Source organism: Rhodopila sp., from assembly GCF_035548095.1.
GTDB lineage: Bacteria > Pseudomonadota > Alphaproteobacteria > Acetobacterales > Acetobacteraceae > Rhodopila.
Genome location: NZ_DASZUV010000014.1, coordinates 212728 through 233305, shown reverse-complemented (window position 1 = coordinate 233305; position 20578 = coordinate 212728). Strand labels below are relative to the sequence as shown.

16 protein-coding genes and 2 pseudogenes are annotated in these 20578 nt (G+C 68.2%); 9 read left to right on the top strand and 9 right to left on the bottom strand.

Annotation, left to right across the window (positions count from 1 at the left end; genetic code table 11):
• Together lptF and VHC04_RS11740 are read right to left on the bottom strand one after the other, a co-directional pair.
• Window positions 1-1131 (bottom strand): LPS export ABC transporter permease LptF, encoded by a 1131-nt coding sequence (gene lptF / locus VHC04_RS11745; RefSeq protein ID WP_325681307.1) that lies wholly within the window; start codon window positions 1129-1131, stop codon window positions 1-3.
• An 81-nt stretch (window positions 1132-1212) separates the two neighbouring features.
• Window positions 1213-1860 (bottom strand): cytochrome b/b6 domain-containing protein, encoded by a 648-nt coding sequence (locus VHC04_RS11740; protein WP_325681305.1) that lies wholly within the window; start codon window positions 1858-1860, stop codon window positions 1213-1215.
• A 275-nt stretch (window positions 1861-2135) separates the two neighbouring features.
• Here VHC04_RS11740 and VHC04_RS11735 point away from each other — a divergent pair, with 275 nt between their 5' ends.
• Window positions 2136-2987: a carbon-nitrogen hydrolase family protein gene (locus VHC04_RS11735; RefSeq protein WP_325681303.1), complete on the top strand. Its 852-nt coding sequence runs from the start codon at window positions 2136-2138 to the stop codon at window positions 2985-2987.
• 71 nt (window positions 2988-3058) lie between these two features.
• Window positions 3059-3811 (top strand): NAD kinase, encoded by a 753-nt coding sequence (locus VHC04_RS11730; RefSeq protein WP_325681363.1) that lies wholly within the window; start codon window positions 3059-3061, stop codon window positions 3809-3811.
• Between the two features lie 25 nt (window positions 3812-3836).
• On the opposite strand, the pseudogene VHC04_RS11725 reads toward VHC04_RS11730, so the two are convergent.
• Window positions 3837-5293 (bottom strand): annotated as a pseudogene (locus VHC04_RS11725) (MFS transporter).
• Between the two features lie 235 nt (window positions 5294-5528).
• On the opposite strand from VHC04_RS11725, the gene VHC04_RS11720 reads away from it, so the two are divergent.
• The 7 genes and pseudogenes from VHC04_RS11720 (at window position 5529) to VHC04_RS11690 (ending at window position 15865) form a co-directional block, all read left to right on the top strand.
• Window positions 5529-6728, top strand: coding sequence for a serine hydrolase domain-containing protein (locus VHC04_RS11720; protein WP_325681301.1), 1200 nt, complete (start codon window positions 5529-5531; stop codon window positions 6726-6728).
• Window positions 6729-6890: 162 nt separating this feature from the next.
• Window positions 6891-8672: a putative bifunctional diguanylate cyclase/phosphodiesterase gene (locus tag VHC04_RS11715; RefSeq protein WP_325681299.1), complete on the top strand. Its 1782-nt coding sequence runs from the start codon at window positions 6891-6893 to the stop codon at window positions 8670-8672.
• Window positions 8673-8726: 54 nt separating this feature from the next.
• Window positions 8727-9902 (top strand): serine hydrolase domain-containing protein, encoded by a 1176-nt coding sequence (locus VHC04_RS11710; protein ID WP_325681297.1) that lies wholly within the window; start codon window positions 8727-8729, stop codon window positions 9900-9902.
• Window positions 9903-10084: 182 nt separating this feature from the next.
• Entirely contained in the window at window positions 10085-11011 is a 927-nt protein-coding gene (gene truB, locus VHC04_RS11705; protein ID WP_325681295.1) for a tRNA pseudouridine(55) synthase TruB, read from the top strand.
• A 280-nt stretch (window positions 11012-11291) separates the two neighbouring features.
• Window positions 11292-11561 (top strand): 30S ribosomal protein S15, encoded by a 270-nt coding sequence (gene rpsO, locus VHC04_RS11700; RefSeq protein ID WP_325681293.1) that lies wholly within the window; start codon window positions 11292-11294, stop codon window positions 11559-11561.
• 154 nt (window positions 11562-11715) lie between these two features.
• Window positions 11716-14187: pseudogene (gene pnp, locus VHC04_RS11695) on the top strand (polyribonucleotide nucleotidyltransferase).
• 265 nt (window positions 14188-14452) lie between these two features.
• The gene (locus VHC04_RS11690) at window positions 14453-15865 is read left to right on the top strand and encodes an NAD(P)H-dependent flavin oxidoreductase (RefSeq protein ID WP_325681291.1); all 1413 of its coding nucleotides are present in this window, start codon (window positions 14453-14455) and stop codon (window positions 15863-15865) included.
• 47 nt (window positions 15866-15912) lie between these two features.
• Here VHC04_RS11690 and hemH read toward each other — a convergent pair whose 3' ends face one another.
• The 6 genes from hemH to VHC04_RS11660 all read right to left on the bottom strand — a co-directional run bounded on the left by hemH (window position 15913) and on the right by VHC04_RS11660 (window position 20523).
• Entirely contained in the window at window positions 15913-16971 is a 1059-nt protein-coding gene (gene hemH / locus VHC04_RS11685) for a ferrochelatase (protein WP_325681289.1), read from the bottom strand.
• The gene (hemE, locus tag VHC04_RS11680) at window positions 16961-17995 is read right to left on the bottom strand and encodes a uroporphyrinogen decarboxylase (protein WP_325681287.1); all 1035 of its coding nucleotides are present in this window, start codon (window positions 17993-17995) and stop codon (window positions 16961-16963) included. The genes hemH and hemE overlap by 11 nt, the downstream gene beginning before the upstream one ends.
• 152 nt (window positions 17996-18147) lie before the next feature.
• The gene (locus tag VHC04_RS11675) at window positions 18148-18624 is read right to left on the bottom strand and encodes a DUF1178 family protein (RefSeq protein ID WP_325681285.1); all 477 of its coding nucleotides are present in this window, start codon (window positions 18622-18624) and stop codon (window positions 18148-18150) included.
• Window positions 18625-18765: 141 nt separating this feature from the next.
• Entirely contained in the window at window positions 18766-19023 is a 258-nt protein-coding gene (grxC, locus tag VHC04_RS11670; protein WP_325681283.1) for a glutaredoxin 3, read from the bottom strand.
• 11 nt (window positions 19024-19034) lie between these two features.
• A complete protein-coding gene (locus tag VHC04_RS11665) occupies window positions 19035-20297 on the bottom strand; it encodes a CCA tRNA nucleotidyltransferase (RefSeq protein ID WP_325681281.1) in 1263 nt (420 codons plus the stop codon).
• Window positions 20281-20523, bottom strand: coding sequence for a DUF6111 family protein (locus VHC04_RS11660; RefSeq protein WP_325681279.1), 243 nt, complete (start codon window positions 20521-20523; stop codon window positions 20281-20283). Before VHC04_RS11660 ends, VHC04_RS11665 begins: the two co-directional genes overlap by 17 nt.
• Window positions 20524-20578: the final 55 nt, after the last annotated feature.

Here is a 20578-nt window from a genome sequence, read left to right as displayed (position 1 = left end):
TCAGGGTGCGCTCTCACGCAGGCGTCTGGGCGTCGGAACCAGCGACGGACCCATCAGCAGCACGCCGCAAACGATCGCCGGCAGGATGGCGTGCAGCCACATCAGGAAGATCAGCCGGTTGTCGCGCGCCGCCAGGGTGCCGATCGCCAGTCCCAGGGCGAGCAGCCCGACCATGATCCCCACCGTCACCAGCGGCCGGACCCAGCCGCCATGCCGGCGGAACGCTCCGCCCAGCGCCGACCACAGCGCCACCATCGCATAGGAGACCGTCGTCAGCGGCGCGGTCAGCCGCTTGTATCCCTCGGCGACCCATTTCGACTTGTCGCGCTCCAGCGCCGGATGCGGGTCCAGCAGCTCCGGCAGCGAGACTTCCGACATGTCGGGCAGGCGGGCGCCGGTATCCTTGGTGGCATCGGCCAGGTCGATCTCGTTCTGCTTGAAGGTCAGCATGTTCAGCCGGCCGGTCTGGTGGTCGATCTGCTGGCGACTGCCATCCAGCAGGACGACGCGGGGACCGTTCGGCCCTTCCACCAGGCGTCCGCGCTCCGCCAGGATCGTGGCATGGGCACTGGGATCACGGGCGTCATCCACCAGGATGCCGCTGAGCGTGCCGTCGGGGGCGCGGGAACGGATATAGACCGTCAGCTTGTCGGACAGCGGCGTGAACACCCCCTCCTGCAACAGGAAGGCGGCGAGCCGGTTGCGGATCTGCCACTGGTAGTCGCGAAACGCCGCCAGGCTGGCCGGCACCAGATACAGGGTCAGCGCGTACCCCAGCATGGTGGTCAGCAACGCCACCATCAGTGCCGGCCGCGCCAGCGCCCAGGGCGAGAGCCCGGCGGCACGCATCACCGTCAGCTCCCGATCCGTCGACAGGCGCTGATAGACGAACTGGATCACGATATAGGTGGTGATCGGCAGGATGACCGCGACAAAGCTGGGGATCAGCAGCCCCGTCAGGTGCACGAAGACCGCGAACGACAAGCCGCGGTTGACCACCAGCTCCACGAAGCGGAGCGACTGCGTCAGCCAGATCAACGCGGTCAGACCGCCGGTTGCCGCCACCAGCGCGACCAGCACCTGGCGGAAGATATAAATATCGAGCCGCTTGACGAGTCTGCCGGAACGCATGCGGCTTTCTGCGGCAGCCACCGGCGGGATGCAACCCACGCATTGGTAACCGCCCGGATCCGCGGCGACCGGGGCGGCCCGCTACAGCCGCACGATCCAGGCCACGATGCCGGCCGCCACGACCAGCGTCGCCAGCGCCAGCAGCGGGCTGCGCAGGCGCGGCGGCGCCATGCCGGCTGGCATCGCCTTGGTGCCGGTGATCATCGGCCGCAGCAGGTTCTGCCGCTTCAGCACCAGGTAGACCAGGATCGCCAGCACGTGCAGCACCACAACGGCCTGGATCAGCGTGAAGTTCAGACCGTGGATGTGGGTCAGCCAGTCGCTCCTGTCCTTGCCGACCAGGTGCATCAGCGGCCCCTCGGTCATGATGTCGTCATTGGCGAACAGGCCGGTGCCCGCCTGCACGCCGATCAGCGCCAGCATCAGCAGCACCATCCAGCCGCCGGCGGCGTTGTGTCCGACCTCGGTATCCGGCTCCCGCCTGGCCAGGCGGGACAGGTGGCGCAGCGCCGCCAGCGGACTGCGGACGAAGCCGGAGAAGCGGGCAGTGTCGCTGCCGACGAAGCCCCAGATCACGCGGAAGATCAGCAGCGCCAGGACCGCGTAGCCGACCAGCATGTGCCAGTCCATGTGGTTGCTGCGTTCCGTCCACCAGGCCAGCCCGATCAGCACCACCAGTATCCAGTGGAACAGCCGCGTCGGCAGGTCCCACACCGTGATCGGCCGCATCCAGGTCTCCTTGTCCGAACCGGCGCACACCATATGGTCGCTCCGGCCAACGTGCCACTATGGACATGCCGCGTCGCGCATGTCCCTCAATGGCCCCTACGGCCACATCCCCCACGGCCTTATCCCCACGACCATATCTCCACGGCCTTGTCCTCGCGGCCTTGTCCGCGGAGCGCACCCCGGTGGAGAAGCCACCACGGGCGTGCCGCATCCGCCGGCGGCGGTTGCGCCGCGTCGCCGGATCGGCTTCTCTTCCGCCACAAGCGGAGGGACCCATGCGCGTCAGCGTGATGCAGATGAACCCCGGCGCCGACAAGGAACAGAACATCGCCCAGGCGCGCCGGCTGATCGAAAGCGCGGTGGAGCAGGACCGCCCGGATATCGTCAGCCTTCCCGAGGTGTGGGATTCGCTGGGCGGCGACCGCGCGACGCGCGCCGCCAATGCCGAGACCCTGCCGCCCCCCGGCTCGAACGAGCCCGGCGGGCCGGCCTATGCGTTCCTGCGCGAAACGGCCCGCGCCGCCAGGGTGCATGTGCATGGCGGCTCGATCATCGAGCAGGGCCCCGAGAAGCTGTTCAACACCACCGTGGTGTTCAACCCGGACGGCACCGAGCTGGCGCGCTATCGGAAGATGCACCTGTTCGACATCGTGGCGCCGGACGGCACCGGATATCGGGAGAGCAACAGCTACGACGCCGGCCGCGAGGTGGTGACCTACAAGGCCGGCGACGTCACCGTCGGCTGCGCGATCTGCTACGATATCCGCTTCCCCGACCTGTTCTGGACGCTGCGCGAACAGGGCGCCGACCTGATCTTCCTGCCCAGCGCCTTTACCGCCGCCACCGGCAAGGATCATTGGGAGGCGTTGATCCGGGGCCGCGCGATCGAGACCCAATGCTGGTTCGCCGCGCCCGCGACCTGGGGCAAGCACCTGGAAGGCAAGGGTGAGCCCCGCTTCACCTACGGCCATTCCATGGTGGTCGATCCATGGGGCCATGTGGTCGCCCGGGTGTCCGACGGCGTCGGCTGGGCCACCGCCCGCATCGACCCGGCGGTGACCGACCAGGTCCGCCGCAACATGCCGGTGCTCGCCCACAGGGTCCCGGCGGCCAGGATGCGCGTGTGACGATCTCCCCGGCCACCGGCGCCCCCTATGGGCCGGTCGCCGGTGAGGATCACGGCTTTCAGGCCGGACAGATCGCGTTCCTGGCGGCGGCGACCCCGGTGGCCGTCGACGCCCATACCCGGCTGGTCGAACGCTATGGCAACTCCGACCTGCAACGGGCCGCCGTGGTGGTGGCGCTGGGCGGAGACGGCTTCATGCTGGAGACCATCCACCTGGTCCAGCCGCTGCGAATCCCGGTCTACGGCATGAACCGCGGCTCCGTCGGCTTCCTGATGAACGCCTATCAGGAGGACGAGCTGCCGGAACGCCTGTCGCGCGCCCAGGCGGCGGAGCTGCATCCGCTGCGGATGCACGCGGTGACCGCGAACGGCGCGGTGGAGGAGGCGCTGGCGTTCAATGAAGTCAGCCTGTGGCGCCAGTTGCGCCAGGCGTCGAAGATCCGCATCACCATCGACGGCCGCGTCCGGCTGGAAGAGCTGTCCTGCGACGGGGTGCTGATCTCCACCCCTGCCGGCTCGACCGCCTATAACCTGTCGGCGCATGGTCCGATCGTACCGCTGTCGGCCAATCTGCTGCCGCTGACACCGATCAGTGCCTTTCGGCCGAGGCGCTGGCGCGGCGCCCTGCTGCCCTCCAGTGCCGACGTCGTCTTCGCGGTGCTGGAGCATGAGAAGCGGCCGACCGCCGCGGTGGCCGACTTCACCGAGGTTCGCGACGTGGTTTCGGTCGCGGTCAGCGAGGACAGGTCGATTTCGGTTACCGTGCTGTTCGACCCGGACCAAGGTCTGTCGGAGCGCATTATCGCGGAACAGTTCACCGTCTGAACGGTTCACCGTCTGAACGCGGCCGTCAGCCTCGTTTGGCCGCCTCGTCCGCGCCCAGGGAGCCGTGCGGCTCCAGGCCCTGTCCGACCATCCTGGGGTCGGACCCCGGCCGGCCGCGCAGGATGCCCATCAGGCCGGCGACCAGCGCGAAGGCGACGAGCAGCCACAGACCATCGGCGATCGCGGATAGCAGATGGCGTTCCGCCAGGTTGCGGGTGGTGTCGACGGCGCCGGTGTAGACGTGCAGCCGCCAGGCCAGCAGCGCCGAGGCGCAGGCCACGCCGAGGCTGGTGCCGAGCATGCGGGCGAGGTTCAGGAGACCGCCGGCCTGGCCGCTGCGGGCGGCGGGAGCCGCGCTCATGGTCGCGCTGTTGTTCGGTGCGATGAACAGGCCAAGCCCGGCGCCGAACAGTCCGAGCGCGGCCATGACCGGGCCAAGGCTGGCCGGGGTGCCGTCCATCACCCGTGTCAGCAGGATCAGGGCCGCGCAGCAGGCGGCCATTCCACCCAGCAGCAGCACGCGCAGGCCCAGCCGCGCCTGCAGCGCGCCGGTGAACGGCGCGATGATGCCCAGCAGGACAGGCACGATGGCCAGCCGAACCCCCGCCGCCAGCGGCTGGTCCCCATAGCCGCGGACGAGCGCGAACGACATCAGGAAGAACATGCCGTAGAGCAGCGCGTAGGACAGCACGATCGCCAGGACGCCTCCGGCAAAGGCCGGCGCCCTGAACAGGCCGAGATTGAGCAGCGGCGCCGGGGCCCGCAGCTGGCGCCGGATAAATCCCGCCAGCAGGATCACCGCGGCGGCACCGCTGGCGCGCAGCAACGGCGAGGCCAGCCCCCAGGCCGCGCTTTCGCTGATGGTCAGCAGCAGGGCGGTCAAGGCGGGCATCAGCAGCAAGGCGCCGGGGCCGTCGAAGCGGCGGTCCGCCGCCGCCGCGTCCGCGGTGCGCGGCACGATCAGCCAGCCGGCCAGCGTCCCCACGACGGCAAACGGGACAGTGACCCAGAACACCCAGCGCCAGCCCAGCGCCGACAGAATGATACCGCCAGCAGCGGGCCGACGCTGACGCCGATCGCCTGCGCGGCGGCAAATACGCCCATGGCGGCTCCCTGCCGCTCCGGCCCGGCCGCCTTCACCAGGATCACCACGCTGTTCGCACCCAGCATCGCGCCCGACAGGCCCAGCAGGACGCGGAAAGCGATCAGCTGCCACAGTGTCCCGGCCATGCCGCACAGCAGGGACGCCACCGCGAACAGCGCGAAGCCGATCAAATACATCAGCTTGCGTCCGGCAATCTCCGCCAACCGCGCATAGACCGGCAGGATGGCGGCAAAGCTGAGCTGGTAGCCGATGGCAACCCAGCTCACCGCGCTGAGCGGCGCGTCGAACGCCTGTTCCAGCGTCGGCAGCGCGAGTTGGACGATACTGGCGTCGACCTGGCCGATGAAGGCGCCGATGCAGGTGACCGCCACCACCATCCACGGATAGGACGGCAATCGCCGCAGCGGGCCGGCCGGGCTGGGTTCGAAACGATTGAGCGAGGTCGTGGCGGTTTCGGACATCCGGGCCATCGTCTGGCGCATTGCATGGACAGCATAGCCAGCAGGGCCGGGCCACGCACCCCGGAATCCGCGGCATGCCGATCCCGGGCAATTTGCCGCAGCCCGCGCGGGGGTTAAGCTCCCTGCCTCCCAACGTGAGGAAACCGGCACCATGACGACCCCCCTGCCCTCTGCCCGTCCCGAGGAAGTCGGCCTCAGCCAGGCCGGGCTGGACCGGCTGGCCGCGGCGCTGAACGAGCGGATCGTCAGCGGCCACCTGCCCGGCGCCGTGGCACTGGTCGCTCGGCACGGGAAGGTCGCCTGGTTCAACAGTTTCGGCCTGCTGGATCCGGGCTCCGGCGCGGCGATGACCAAGGATGCGATCTTCCGCGTCTATTCGATGACCAAGCCGATCGTATCGGTGGCGGTGATGATGCTGTGGGAGGAAGGCCGCCTGCTGCTGAGCGACCCGATCGGCAAATACATCCCCGCCTTCAACCAGACCAAGGTCGGCGTGATCGAGGGCGACACCTGGCGCGCGGCCGAACCGGTGCGCCCGATCACGGTGCAGGACCTGCTGCGCCACACGTCGGGCCTGACCTATGAATTCCTGGGCGCCACGCCGATTCACAAGGCCTATGCGCAGGCGCGCGTCGCCCGGCTGAAGCAGTCGAACACCGACCAGGCGAATGAATTGGCGGCGCTGCCGTTGCTGCACCAGCCGGGGACGGCATGGGAATACAGCCGCTCGACCGATGTGCTGGGCCGGTTGGTGGAGGTCGTGTCGGGCCAGACGCTGGGCGCCTTCCTGTCGGCGCGCATCCTGCAGCCGCTGGGCATGACGGACACCGCGTTCTCGGTTCACGAAGCACAGCAGCACCGGATCGCCGAGGCGTTCGCGCGGGATCCGGAGAATGGCACGGCCGTCGCGCTGCTGGATGTGCGCCGCCCGGCGATGTTCGAGTCCGGCGGCGGCGGACTGGTCGCCACGACGATGGACTATGCGCGCTTCTGCGCCATGCTGCTGGGCAACGGACGGCTGGGCAACGGGCCACTGGGCGAGACCCGGCTGCTGGGCCGCAAGACCGTGGAGCTGATGACATCCGATCACCTGGGCCCGGTCATGGGCGCGCCGGACCTGCTGCCGCCCGGCCATGGCTTCGGCCTGGGCTTCGCGGTGCGCACCAGCGCCGGCATGGCGACGTTCCCCGGGTCGGTGGGCAATTATTATTGGAGCGGCATGGCCGGCACGTCCTTCTGGATCGACCCGGTGGAGCGCCTGTTCGCCGTGCTGATGATCCAGGCGCCGGTCCAGCGAGAGTACTACCGCCTGCTGTTCCGCGACCTCGTCTACGCGGCGGTGGCCGACTGACATCCGCGGCGGTGCGCCGGTTCATCGGCTGGCCAGCGCAATGACGTCGGTCGCGCAATGACATCGATCGCGCAATGACACCGGTCGCGATGAGCCGCCCCGCGTTAACGGCTTGCTAACCCTTCCGCCCGAAGCTGCGGGGCGATGGCGGACGGGTCTTCCTTGCTGGGGTTTGCTCATGGTGCCTTGCCGGCCTTGCGCATGGCGCTGCCGCTGGCCGCGCTGTGCGTGGCGGTGGCCGCGCTGACGAACGCCCGCAGCCTGTCGCGACGCCTGGCGTTGCAGGGCCGGCGCATGCGCGCCCTGGCCGACGCCGCATTCGACGGCCTGATCATCGCCCGCGCCGGCCATATCGTCGACGTCAATCCGGCACTGGCGCGATTGATGGGCGTGGGACCGGGCTGGTTCGACCATCGGCGCGTCGACTCGCTGCTGCAATCCGGGCCGCCATCGCATCTGGAGCCGGCGGCGGAACAGCGCCTGATCCTGCCCGACGGCTCATTGCATCCGGTGGAGGTCGTCGCCCGCCAGGTGGACGACACGGCGGAGCAGGTGCTGGCAATCCGCGACCTGGCGCCCAGCAAGGCGACGCAGGCGCAGATCGACCGGCTGACCCATACCGATCTGCTGACCGGCGTGGGCAATCGCCAGGCGCTGCAGAAGAGCCTCGCCAAGATGATTTCCATGGCGGACAGAGCCGGCAGGGGATTCGCGCTGCTGCGCGTCGACCTGGACCGGTTCAAGGCGATCAACGATGCGTTCGGCCTGGGTATCGGCGACCGTCTGCTGGTGCAGGCCGCGCAGCGGCTATGCGCGACGGTGCGCGAGGTCGACACCGTGGCGCGCATCGGCAGCGACGAATTCGGCATCGTCCAGCCGCTGACCGGCAGGCCGGCGGATGCGGCGGCCCTGGCCGGCCGTATCATATCGGAAATGGCATTGCCGTTCGACATCGATGGCCAGCTGGTGAAGCTGGGTGCCAGTGTCGGCATCGCCCTGTATCCCGATGACGGCGCCTCGGGCGCCGATCTGATGAGCCGGGCCGCCCTGGCCTTGAACCGGGCGCGCAAGGATGGCCATGGAACGTGGCGCTATTGCGAACCGGGCATGGACCGGCTGCTGCGGCAACGCCAGGCCCTGGCGCACGACCTGGGCACCGCCCTGATCGAGAACCAGTTCTCCCTGGTGTACCAGCCATTCTTCGAAAGCGACTCGCTGCGCGTCGCCGGCTGCGAGGCCCTGCTGCGCTGGACGCACCCGCGGCAGGGGATGGTTTCCCCCGCTACCTTCATCCCGATCGCCGAGGAATGCGGCCTGATCGTACCGATCGGCCTGTGGGTGTTGCGGACCGCCTGCGCCGCCGCCGCGGCCTGGACCAATCCCATCACCGTGTCGGTCAATCTGTCGCCGGTTCAGTTTCAGCAGGACAACATCGCCGAACGGATCGGCGCAATCCTGCGGGAGACCGGTCTGGCCCCGACTCGGCTGGAGCTGGAGATCACCGAGGGCTTGCTGATGGACGATACCGAACAGGCCATGGCAATGCTGACGGCATTGCGCCGGCTGGGCGTGAAGCTGGCGATGGATGATTTCGGTACCGGCTACTCCAGCCTGAGTTATCTGAAGAAATTCCTATTCGATAAGTTGAAGATCGACCGCAGCTTCATCCGCGACCTGGATGACAGCGCCGATGCCAGGCCGATCGTGCAGGCGATCATCGCCATGGCCCGAAGTCTTCATCTGAACGTGACCGCCGAGGGCGTGGAGACCGAACGCCAGCTGGCCTATCTGCGCCAGCAGGGTTGTCGCTTCGTACAGGGCTTCCTGCTGGGCCGGCCGGAGCCGATCGCCGATCTGCGCTGGGCGACGCACGCCGAGGAATGGGAAGCCGCCGCGGCGGACGCGGGCGAGGTGGCGGCGCACAGATCAGCCACCGGCGATTAGGCGCGACGGCGGGCGATACTGGACTTTTCCACCCGTTTCGCGCAGAAAAACACAATGAAAAACCAAGCACTAATTGACAAAGCACTGGCGACGGTGCTGGCGCGGGGGGAAATACCTGGTCTCGTGGCGACAGCGGCCGACCAGTCCGGTGTCATATACAGTTCGGCGTTCGGCCGCCGCGACATCGCCGGCCCGGCGCGCATGACCGAGGATTCCGTCTTTCGCATCGCATCGATGACCAAAGCCATCACCGGCACCGCCGCGATGCAGATGGTGGAGCAGGGCAAGCTGTCGCTGGACCAGCCGGCACAGGAGATCCTGCCGTTCCTGGCGGACACCAAGGTGCTGACCGGATTCGGCACCGGCGGCGTTCCGATCATGCGTCCCCGGAACGGGGAAATCACGCTGCGCAACCTGCTGACCCACACCGCGGGCTTCGTCTACGATACGTGGAACGGCAACATGGCCCGCTACACGCAGTTGACCAGCTTGCCGGCCGCGCGCACCGGCAAGCTGGCCGCCTTGTCCGCCCCGCTGGGCTTCGATCCGGGCGAACGGTGGGAATACGGCATCGGCATCGACATGGTCGGGCGCATGGTGGAAGTCGTCAGCGGCCTGGACCTGGAGACCTATTTCCAGCGCCACATCTTCGGGCCGCTGGGCATGGCGGATTCCACCTATGTCGAACGGTCTGAGTGGGGCAACCGGCTGGTGCCGGTCCATGCCCGAGCGGCAGATGGCCGCATGAGCATTCTGCCCTCGCCGCCCGGGCCGGTCACCGACCGCGAATTCTTCGCCGGCGGCGGCGGCCTGTTCTGCACCGCGGGCGACTACCTGCGGTTCCTGCGCGCGTTGATGGCCGGCGGCGAACTGGACGGGGAACGCATCCTGAAGCCCGGGACTGTTGCCCTGATGGGGCAGAACCACATGGGTGACCTGAACGTGCTGCCCATGAAGACCTTCAATCCGCCATTCTCCAACGATGTCGACCTGTTTCCGGGCATGCCGAAGAAATGGGGCCTGACCTTCCTGATCAACACGCAGGACGTCCCGGGCCGCCGCAGCGCCGGCAGCCTGGCCTGGGCGGGGATCAACAACACCTATTACTGGCTCGACCCAACCCGGGCCGTCGCCGGCGTCCTGATGACGCAGATCCTGCCCTTCGCCGACAAACCCGTGCTGGACGCCCTGGATGCGTTCGAGGCGGCGGTCTACGAGAGTCTGAGCTGACGACATCCGCCTGGTCCGGCCCGACCCGGGCAGGCCTCATGGGCCGCCCTCGCCCGGGTTGGTCCCGGCCCGATCTACCCCTGGAACCGACCGCCGCCCCAGCGCCTGGTTGACAAGGCGGCGGGCTGTGCCTAACCCGCCGCCTCCCTGTCGCCCTCCCTGCCGTACCGAGTGCCCCGATCATGTCCCGCCGCAAACCGCGCGGCCGTCCGCTCGACGGCTGGCTTATCGTCGACAAGCCGGCCGGCTTGACCAGCACCGACGTCGTCAACCGCGTCCGGCGCCTGTTCGACGCCCAGAAGGCGGGCCATGGCGGCACGCTGGACCCGCTGGCGACCGGCCTGCTGCCAGTGGCCTTCGGCGCGGCGACCAAGACCGTTCCCTATGTGATGGACGGTACCAAGCTCTACCGCTTCACCCTGCGTTTCGGAGAGGCCCGGGACAGCGACGACGCCGACGGCAAGGTGATCGAGACCAGCGATGTCCGCCCCGATGATGCGGCGATCCGCGACGCGCTGCCCGGCTTCCGCGGCACCATCATGCAGGTGCCGCCGATCTTCTCGGCCATCAAGGTGGCCGGGGAGCGGGCCTATGACATGGCGCGGGAAGGCCGGGCGCCGGTGCTGGAGCCGCGTCCGGCGCAGGTGGACCGGTTCGAGCTGATCGAGCGTCCCGACGCCGATACGGCGGTGTTCGAGGTTGCCTCCGGCAAGGGCGTCTATATGCGCTCCTTGGCCCGCGATCTGGCGCGTGCCTGCGGGGCGGTGGGCCACATCGCCGCGCTGCGCCGCCTGCGCGTCGGCCCGTTCCTGGAGCGGCACGCCATCCCGCTGGACCGTATCAACCGGGCCGAGGACGGCACGCCGGCCCCGGCCGATCTGCTGCTGCCGGTGGTCACGGCACTTGGCGATATCCCGGCGGTGCGGCTGACCGAACAGGAGGCGATGGAGCTGCGCCACGGCCAGGCGTTGAGCCTGGTCGGGCTGATGGGCCGCATCCCCGACGCGGCCGACCCGGATGGCGGCCTCGCGCGGGCCATGCTGGGCAGCCGGGTGATCTCGCTGTGCCGGCTGGAGGATGGGCTGCTGCGGCCGGAGCGGACGCTGTAAGGCAGGGGGACCCGGCGCCGGCCCATGCTCTCCTGCCCGCCGATCGCGGCAGCCATGCGGCCGGCAGGCGCGCGCACGATTTCACTTGCCAAACCGCCGTGTCCCGAGGATACCCCGCCGACCTTCCGGACCGCGCGATCCGACACTGACTCTGCTGGCCGACATCCCGGCACAGCCAGGGGCGGCACTCGCGGGCCGTCATCCGCATGCGCGGATGGTTCCGTGGCCATTTGCGCCGCGGCGGACGGTGGATCTTAACCCTGTTCCAGGAGACAACACGATGTCGATCACCGCGGAGCGCCGCACGGCGCTGATTGGCGAATATCAGACCGGAGGCAGCGACACCGGCAGCCCGGAAGTGCAGGTCGCCCTGCTGTCGGAGCGGATCAGCAACCTGACGGAGCATCTGAAGACGCACGCGAAGGACTTCCACTCGCGCCGTGGCCTGCTGATGCTGGTCGGCCGCCGTCGCCGGCTGCTCGACTACCTGAAGAAGAAGGACCAGGCTCGGTACCAGACGCTGATCGGGCGGCTGAACCTGCGCCGCTGACCGATACCCGCCCCGGACTTCGGCCCGGGGCGGCACGACTGCATGAATCACGGAGATAAAGCTGGCCAACGGCCGGTTTCATCCCTATGTGCAGCGCGTCGAAAGACGCGAACCTGATCGGGGGCAGGTGAACCCCCTTCAACACCGCGACGCGGTGGACATTGGATCGCCGATCCGGCACGCCCTTCATGGTGCGGGGACCAAGCGACGGCGTTTCCGGCCACATGGCCGCGGCTGCGATCCCCGGACTCCGGCCCGCAGCACGCGCTCCGTGTTACCCGAGACGCCGCCACCCCAACCCACCAGGGGGGAAGCGCGGACCGGCCGTCTACCGTCCGCCGATGCCGCGCATCCACTGGGACACTGAATGTTCAATTACTTCCGCAAGGAACTCGACTGGGGCGGCCGCAAGCTGGTCCTGGAGACCGGCAAGATCGCGCGCCAGGCCGATGGCGCCGTCATGGTCTCCTATGGTGAGACCATCGTGCTGTGCACCGCGGTTGGCGTGAAGACCGCCAAGCCGGGCCAGGATTTCTTCCCGCTGACGGTGAATTACCAGGAGAAGGCGTTTGCCGCCGGCAAGATCCCGGGCGGGTTCTTCAAGCGTGAGGGTCGACCGAGCGAGATCGAGGTACTCAAGAGCCGGCTGATCGACCGGCCGATCCGGCCGCTGTTCCCCGAGAATTTCCGTAACGAGGTCCAGGTCATCGCCACGGTGATGAGCTACGACAACGAGAATGATCCGGACATCGTCGCGATGATCGGTTGTTCCGCGGCGCTGACGCTGTCGGGCATCCCGTTCTTCGGCCCGGTCGCGGCCGCCCGCGTCGGCTACCAGGACGGCAATTACATCCTGAATCCCACCGATGACCAGAAGAAGACCAGCCAGCTCGACCTGGTGGTCGCCGGCACCGCCGAGGGCGTGCTGATGGTGGAATCGGAAGCGCAGGAGCTGTCCGAGGAGGTCATGCTGGGTGCCGTCACCTTCGGCCACCAGAACTTCCAGCCGGTGATCGAGGCAATCATCGAGCTGGCGGAACGCGCCGCCAAGGATCCGTGGCCGCTGCCGGAACTGACCGAGGCCGAGAAGGCACTGAAAGCACGGGTGGACGCGCTGGGCCGCGCCTCGCTGGCCGAGGGCTATCAGGAGAAGGTGAAGCAGGACCGCTATGCCAAGGTTGGCGCCGCGAAGAAGGCGGTGCTGGAGGCGCTGGCCGCCGAGGGGCTGGATACCGCCAAGGCCGGCGCGATGCTGCACGACCTGGAAGCCGACATCGTCCGCAACGCCATCCTGGACACCGGCATCCGCATCGACGGCCGCGACACCAGGACGGTGCGGCCGATCCTGGCCGAGGTGCACATCCTGCCACGCGCGCACGGCTCCGCCCTGTTCACCCGGGGCGAGACACAGGCGTTCTGCGTCGCCACCCTGGGCACCGGCCAGGACGAGCAGGTGATCGACGCGCTGGAAGGCGAGTACCGAGAGAATTTCATGCTGCACTACAACTTCCCGCCCTACTCGGTCGGTGAAGCGGGCCGCATGGGATCGCCGGGCCGGCGTGAGGTGGGCCACGGCAAGCTGGCCTGGCGCGCCATCCATCCGCTGCTGCCGGAGAAGGACAAGTTCCCCTACACGCTGCGCGTGGTGTCGGAGATCACCGAATCCAACGGCTCCTCCTCCATGGCCACCGTCTGCGGCACCTCGCTGGCGCTGATGGATGCCGGCGTGCCGCTGAAGCGGCCGGTGGCGGGTATCGCCATGGGGCTGATCAAGGAAGACAAGGGCTTCGCCGTGCTGTCCGATATCCTGGGTGACGAGGATCACCTGGGCGACATGGACTTCAAGGTGGCGGGCACCGAGCTCGGCGTGACCAGCTTGCAGATGGACATCAAGATCACGTCCATCACGCCCGACATCATGAAGATCGCGCTGGCGCAGGCGAAGGATGGGCGGATGCACATCCTGGGCGAGATGGCCAAGGCGTTGACCGGCCATCGCGGCGACGTGGCGACCACCGCGCCGCGCATCACCGTGATCAACGTGCCGAAGGAGAAGATCCGCGAAGTGATCGGCACCGGCGGCTAGGTGATCCGGGAGATCGTCGAGCAGACCAAGTGCAAGATCGATATCGACGATGACGGCACGATCAAGATCGCCGCGGTGGACGCCGACCAGGCGCAGAAGGCGATCGACTGGATTCGCGGCATCGTGGCGGAGCCGGAGATCGGCGTGATCTACACCGGCAAGGTGGTAAAAACCGCCGATTTCGGCGCTTTCGTCAACTTCCTGGGCTCCCGCGACGGGCTCGTGCATATCAGCGAGCTGGCGCAGGGCCGCGTCGCCAAGACCACCGACGTGGTGAACAACGGCGACACGGTGAAGGTGAAGGTCATCGGCTTCGACGACCGCGGCAAGGTCAAGCTGTCGATGCGGGTCGTCGATCAGGCGACCGGTGCCGACATCACCGACCAGGTCGGCGCCAAGCCGCAGCGTGACCCGCGGCCGGAGCGTGAGGATCGGGGTCCCCGCGGAAGCGATCGCGGCGACCGTCCGCGGCGCGACCGTGAGCCGCGTGAACTGGCACCGGTGCCGGAAGAGGCTGGACAGCCGCCCGTGGCGGAGTAACGCCGCGGCGGAGTAACAGCATTGCAACATCGTCCGGCTTTCGGGCCGGACGATGCTTAACATTCCCGTGATCGGACGATATGGTGCCTCGCTTTCAAACGAGGCACACCCGCCACGGATCGCCGGACCGGACGCTGCCTATCAGGCGCTCCCTGCGGCGCAACCGGACCGCTGACGACTCCGGCGAGTTCGGAATCCCTGAACGAGGCGAGCGTTCCCCCCACCCATGTGACGCGGCACCGCCGCGCCGGATGTCTGAAACACCATGTCTGTGATCAATGCGATACGGATGGGCGGCGCCGAAGTCCTGCCGCTGATCGAAGGTGGCAAAGGCGTTGCGATCTCCAACGGCATCTCGGCCGGCCACTGGGCACTGGCGGGTGGCGTCGGCACGTTCAGCGCCGTCAATGCCGACTCCTATGACCAGGATGGGCGGGTCATCCCGCAGATCTATCACGGCCGCACCCGACGTGAGCGGCATGAGGAGTTGATCGCCTACGCGATCCGCGGCGCATTGGCGCAGGCTCGGCGGGCCTTCGACATCACCGGCGGCAAGGGGCGCATCCACGCCAACATCCTGTGGGAGATGGGCGGCGCCGAACGTGTCATCACCGGCGTGCTGGAGCAGGCGAAGGGCTTGATCCACGGCATCACCTGCGGTGCCGGCATGCCATATCGCCTGTCCGACATCGCCGCGCGCTTCAACGTGCACTACTATCCGATCGTCTCCTCGGGCCGCGCGTTCAGCGCCTTGTGGAAGCGCGCCTATCACAAGACCGCGTCATTGCTGGGCGGCGTGGTGTATGAGGATCCGTGGCTCGCCGGCGGCCATAACGGCCTGTCCAACAGCGAAGACCCCACCAAGCCCGAAGACCCGCTGCCGCGTGTGCTCGCCTTGCGCAAGGCGATGCGGGATTTCGGCCTGCACGATACGCCGATCATCATGGCCGGCGGCGTCTGGTGCCTGGATGACTGGGCGGACTGGATCGACAACAAGGATCTGGGGCCGGTTGCCTTTCAGTTCGGCACCCGCCCGCTGCTGACCGTGGAAAGCCCGATCGGCGATGCCTGGAAGCAGCGGCTGCTGACGTTGAAGGAAGGCGACGTCTTCCTCAATCGCTTCAGCCCCACCGGCTTCTATTCCAGCGCGGTGAACAACAGCTTCATCCGTGAACTGCGTGACCGCAATGACCGCCAGGTTGCCTACTCGACCGAGGCGGTGGGTGAGCACACCGCGGAATACGGTGTCGGCCCGCGCCGGCGCCTGGTCTATCTGACGCCGCCCGACCTGGAGCGCGCCCAGGGCTGGGAGCAGAGCGGCTTCACCGAGGCGCTGCGCACGCCGGACTCGACCCTGATCTTCGTGACGCCGGACAAGGCGCGGGAAATCCTGCAGGATCAGACCGACTGCATGGGCTGCCTCAGCCAGTGCCGCTTCTCCAACTGGTCGCAGCAGGAGCCGGACTTCACCAACGGAAAGAAGGCGGACCCGCGCAGCTTCTGCATCCAGAAGACGCTGCAGGACATCGCCCATCGCGGCGATGAGCCGGACGCGGTGGAGCACAACCTGATGTTCAGCGGCCACAATGCGTTCCGCTTCGCCAAGGACCCGTTCTACTCGAACGGCTTCATTCCGACGGTGAAGCAGCTGATGGAGCGGATTCTCACCGGACGATAGCGGCCGGCGGGCAAGGGAGGCCGCCGCTTCTGCCACCGGACAGCGGCTCAGGATGCTCGCATGTCGGCCGGCGCAAATGGACAATCGCCGAAACAGGCGGCGCATAGACGCTTGCCTGTCGCATTGCACAGGCCAGGACCGCTTGCCAGGGCGCCGGCGACCAGTCCGGCCAGCGCCGCCACGAAACCGGGATCGGCGTTCTGCGTTGGGACGCGGAAATACCCGGGCACCCCCTTCGCCCTGGCCAGATCGCGATATTCCACGTCCAGTTCGACCAGCGTCTCGGAATGTTCCGACACGAAGGCGATCGGCACCACCAGTACCGCCGTCCCGTCATGTGCCGCCCGCTCCACCTCCACCTCTGTGCTGGGCTCGATCCATTTCTGCGGCGTGGCGCGCGATTGATAGCAGATTGCATGATCGACGGACCGGCCCCACGCGGCCAGCACGGCGGCGACGGTCAGTTCGATCTGCGATTGATATGGATCGCCGCGCCGGACGATGATCTCCGGCAACCCGTGCGCAGAAAACAACACCCGCAACGGTACTCCAGGGTCCAGCTCGGTTCGAGCCTTGTCATAGGCCGCGGCAACCAGGGCGGCCGTCGCGCGGATATAGGCGGGATCGGTGGGATAGCAGCAGATCGCCGTGGTGCGGACCATCAGGCCGACGCGTGACGCGGCCTCCCTCCAGGCGATCAGCGAACTGCCCGTGGTCGTGCTGGAATAGTGCGGATACAGCGGCAGCAGAACGATCTCGTCCGGTCCCCAGGCCTTCACCGCGCGCGCCGCTTCCAGGCTGAACGGATGCCAGTACCGCATGGCGATGAAGCACCGCGCCTCGTGGTCCGGCAGCGCCTTTTCCAACGCACTTGCCTGGTCTTGCGTCAGTGCCAGCAGCGGCGACTTGCCGCCAAGCAGGCGGTAGTTCCCGGTCGCCGGCGCCACTCGGGCGCGGGCAATGACACGTGCAAGCAGCGGACGGACAAAGAAGGGAACGCGCAGGATCGCCGGGTCGCGGAACAGGTTCAGCAGGAACGGCTTGATTGCCGCCGGACTGTCGGGGCCGCCCAGGTTGAACAGGACCACCGCGACCTTACGCGCCACGCACCTGCTCCCGCAGCATCGCGACGTGTTCCGGCGGGGTCTGCGGCACGATGCCATGCCCGAGGTTGAAGATGAAGGGCCGGCCGCGCGCCGCCGCCAGCACGGCCCGAGCCTCGGCAGTCAGCGCGTCGCCGCCGGCGACCAGCGCCATCGGGTCCAGATTGCCCTGCACGGCAACCGAGGCCGGCAGCATCGACGCGGCGGCGCGCAGATCGCTGCCGGTGTCGACGCCGATACCATCGACGCCGGTATCGGCATAACCGCCCAGCATCAGCCCGGCCAGGCGCGGGAAGCCGATCACCGGCACATGCGGATAGCGGCGCTTCAAGGCAGCCGTGATGATCCGGGCCGGAGCCACGACATGGCGGCGGAACAGGCTGGGAGCCAGGATGCCGGCCCAGGAATCGAACAGCATCAGGGCTTCGGCCCCAGCCTCGACCTGCGCCGACAGATACTGGACGGTGGTTTCCGTCAGCAGATCCATCAGGTCCTGGAACAGCGCCGGCTGCGCATAGGCCATGGCGCGCACCACGCCGAAGTCACGGGATCCGCCGCCCTCGATCATGTAGCAGGCCACGGTGAACGGGGCGCCGGCAAAGCCGATCAAAGCCGTTCCCCCCTCGAACCCTTCCCGCCGCAACCCGGTCCGGACCAGCCGCACCGTCTCCATCACCGGCGCGACGCGCTCGGCGACCAGCGTCGGGTCCAGCGCCGCCAGGCCGGCCCGGTCGCGCAGCTTCGGCAGCACCGGCCCCTCGCCTTCGCGGAACTCCAGCCCGTGTCCCAGCGCCCAAGGCAGCACGAGAATGTCGCTGAACAGGATCGCGGCGTCGAAACCATAGCGGCGGATCGGCTGCAGCGTCACTTCGGCCGCGAGATCGGGGTTGGTGCACAGGCCCATGAAATCCCGGACCTGGGTACGCACTGCGCGGTATTCGGGCAGATAGCGGCCGGCCTGGCGCATCAGCCACATCGGCGGAGGCCACACCGCCTCCCCGTTCAATGCCCGCAGCAAGGGTTTCATGAATTGCCGATCCATTGCGCGACCGGAGATGGGGCCGCGGCGCCTGTCTCCAAGGTCTGGCGGAAGGCGTCAAGGAGATGGATCAAATCCGCCCCGGAATCCGCCCCGGCGCCGCGGCCCGATCGAAGCGGTGCGATCGAAGAAGCCGCCGATCAGCCGTCCGCCCGCGACACCCAGGGGATGCGAGCGACCGCGATCCCCTCGTCGGCCAGGCTTTCCGCCTGTTCCTCCGACGCCTCGCCGTAGATCGGCCGTTCATCCACCTCGCCACGGTGAATGCGCCGCGCTTCATCAGCAAAATCATTGCCGACATAGTCGCAGTGCTTTTCGATCTCGGCGCGCATGCGCTGCAGCATCGCCATCATCTGTGCCGGCAGCCTGCCGGCGGCGACCTGGCCGGGCGCCGCACGATCCGGGACAGCCCCCGGCCGCGGCCTGGCGGGCACCGGCAACGCCTCCTGCTTCCGGCTCGCGACCGCGGGGGCCATCAGGGCACGCTCGACCGACGTCTCGCCACACGCCGGACATTCGATCAGCCGGCGGCCGGCCTGCTTCTCGAACGCGGCGCTGTCCTTGAACCAGCCGTCGAAATCGTGACCATCCTTGCAGCGCAACTGGTAATGAATCATCCGCTATCCTGTCATCCGACCGGTGCTTCTCGCCTCGGCCTCATGAGTCTGGCCATTCCGGGATTTTGGCACTCGAACGCCATGAGTGCCAAGCCCCTTCGTAACCGACCGCAAAAGACCTGTCCCATCAGACCAATCCCATCACGCCAGTCCCAAAAGCGGGTCCAGCTTGCCCGCCCTGTCCAGCGCCAGCAAATCGTCGCATCCGCCGATATGCTGCCCATCAATGAAGATCTGCGGCACGCTCGTCCGTCCTGAGCGGCGGATCGATTCCTCGCGCGCGGCGGAGCCGGATTGGGCGGCAATCTCCCGGAACGGGACGCCCTTCCGCGTCAGCGTGTGAACCGCCCGCTCACAGTACGGGCAGAACAGCTGCGTGTAGATTTCGATATCCGGCATTGTGTCACCTCTTATGACCCATCTTGGGCCGACGGCGACGGGACGCAAGCCTGGCGGGCGAGTTCTGCAAGGCATGCAGAGCGGTCGGCGACCGCGCCACCGGCCAGCCACCAGGCGCGGACGGCGTACAACAGCCGCCCCACCGCCGGTCCGGGCGCTTTACCCAGGGCCAGGACGTCCTTGCCCATCAGCGGAAACACCGGCTGTGGCAATGCCACCAGGCGCTGGCGCAGCCTTTCCGGTGCACCGGCGATCCAGCTTCGGTCGATGAGGTCGTCCCGGCGATAATCCGCCAGCAGGCGGCGCAACGCCGCATCGTCGTCAGCCGGTTTCGGTGCCGGCGTCGCGCGCAGACGCAGCAGGCGGTCGCGATCGTCGTTCGACAGTTTCAGGCGCTCGGCGAAGCCTGCAGGGTCGGCGTCCAGCATCGCGGCCACGCGCAGGATCGGGTCGGCGGGCGCCCCCGCATCCCGCAGCGCAGCCAGGGGCGCGGCCGACAGCTCCGGCGCCACCGCCGGCAGCACACCCAATTCCGCCATCAAGGCGACGCCGTCGACCGGATCGGCCGCGGACAGGATACGCCGCAGCTCCATCCAGACACGCTCGACCGACAGACGCGCGAGGCCGGGAATGCCGGCGCGAAGGGCCTCACGCGTCGCGGCGTCCGGCGGTGACCGCCCGTAGCGGGACTGGAACCTGAAGAAGCGCAGGATGCGCAGGTAATCTTCCCGAATTCGCGTGGCCGGATCGCCAACGAAGCGAACCAGGCCGGCTTTCAGATCACCCAGCCCCCCGGCATAGTCATAAACGCCGCCATCCCGGTCCAGCGACAGGGCATTGATGGTGAAGTCGCGCCGCATCGCGTCGGCCCGCCAATCCTCGGTAAACAGGACGACGGCGTGCCGGCCATCGGTTTCCACGTCGCGGCGCAGGGCGGTGATCTCGAAGCCACGCCGATCGACGACCGCCGTGACGGTGCCGTGCGCCAGGCCCGTTGGCACCACCTTGATGCCGGCGGCCCGCAACGCTTCCGCCGCGGCTTCCGGGGCCAGCGGCGTGGCGAGGTCGATATCGGCCACCGGCAAGCCCAGCAGTGCATCGCGCACGGCGCCCCCGACCACGCGCGCGAGCGGGAGCGCATCCCAGATACGGCTCAGCGCGACGTCTCCGGCGAAAGGCGGCGGGCTCAGTCGCAACGCCGGCACTTCGTTCGCCGCGGGGGCCGTCGCCGGGGTCATCGTGGGGATCATCGCGGGGTCATCGCGGTGCGGCATGGCCGGGGACGATCCGGCCATTGTCCATTCTGGCGGGAACATAGGCCAGATCGGCATCGCCGGCATCGCGCCCGCGCAGGAACAGCAGCAGGCCCAGCATGGCCACAACCGAGACGGCCAGCGCCGGCACCGCCCAGCGCGGCAGCGCCTGGGACGGCGATAGCAGCCGCAATGCCGCGAAGGCGGCGAAGGGCGACAGGAACAGGACGATCTCGATCAGGCGCATGGCGGGGTGCTGTGCACGATCCGGGCGATGTGGCCGGGCAGCTTGGTGCGTCCGG

Excerpts from the sequence above, each read along its gene's own strand:
- VHC04_RS11735 (WP_325681303.1), top strand. The coding sequence starts at position 2,136 with ATGCGCGTCAGCGTGATGCAGATGAACCCCGGCGCCGACAAGGAACAG.
- VHC04_RS11720 (WP_325681301.1), top strand. The coding sequence starts at position 5,529 with ATGACGACCCCCCTGCCCTCTGCCCGTCCCGAGGAAGTCGGCCTCAGC.
- VHC04_RS11660 (WP_325681279.1), bottom strand. The coding sequence starts at position 20,523 with ATGCGCCTGATCGAGATCGTCCTGTTCCTGTCGCCCTTCGCCGCCTTC.
- VHC04_RS11740 (WP_325681305.1), bottom strand. The coding sequence starts at position 1,860 with ATGCGGCCGATCACGGTGTGGGACCTGCCGACGCGGCTGTTCCACTGG.
- grxC (WP_325681283.1), bottom strand. The coding sequence starts at position 19,023 with ATGCCGGATATCGAAATCTACACGCAGCTGTTCTGCCCGTACTGTGAG.
- truB (WP_325681295.1), top strand. The coding sequence starts at position 10,085 with ATGTCCCGCCGCAAACCGCGCGGCCGTCCGCTCGACGGCTGGCTTATC.
- lptF (WP_325681307.1), bottom strand. The coding sequence starts at position 1,131 with ATGCGTTCCGGCAGACTCGTCAAGCGGCTCGATATTTATATCTTCCGC.
- VHC04_RS11690 (WP_325681291.1), top strand. The coding sequence starts at position 14,453 with ATGTCTGTGATCAATGCGATACGGATGGGCGGCGCCGAAGTCCTGCCG.
- hemE (WP_325681287.1), bottom strand. The coding sequence starts at position 17,995 with ATGAAACCCTTGCTGCGGGCATTGAACGGGGAGGCGGTGTGGCCTCCG.
- VHC04_RS11710 (WP_325681297.1), top strand. The coding sequence starts at position 8,727 with ATGAAAAACCAAGCACTAATTGACAAAGCACTGGCGACGGTGCTGGCG.
- VHC04_RS11675 (WP_325681285.1), bottom strand. The coding sequence starts at position 18,624 with ATGATTCATTACCAGTTGCGCTGCAAGGATGGTCACGATTTCGACGGC.
- VHC04_RS11665 (WP_325681281.1), bottom strand. The coding sequence starts at position 20,297 with ATGCCGCACCGCGATGACCCCGCGATGATCCCCACGATGACCCCGGCG.
- rpsO (WP_325681293.1), top strand. The coding sequence starts at position 11,292 with ATGTCGATCACCGCGGAGCGCCGCACGGCGCTGATTGGCGAATATCAG.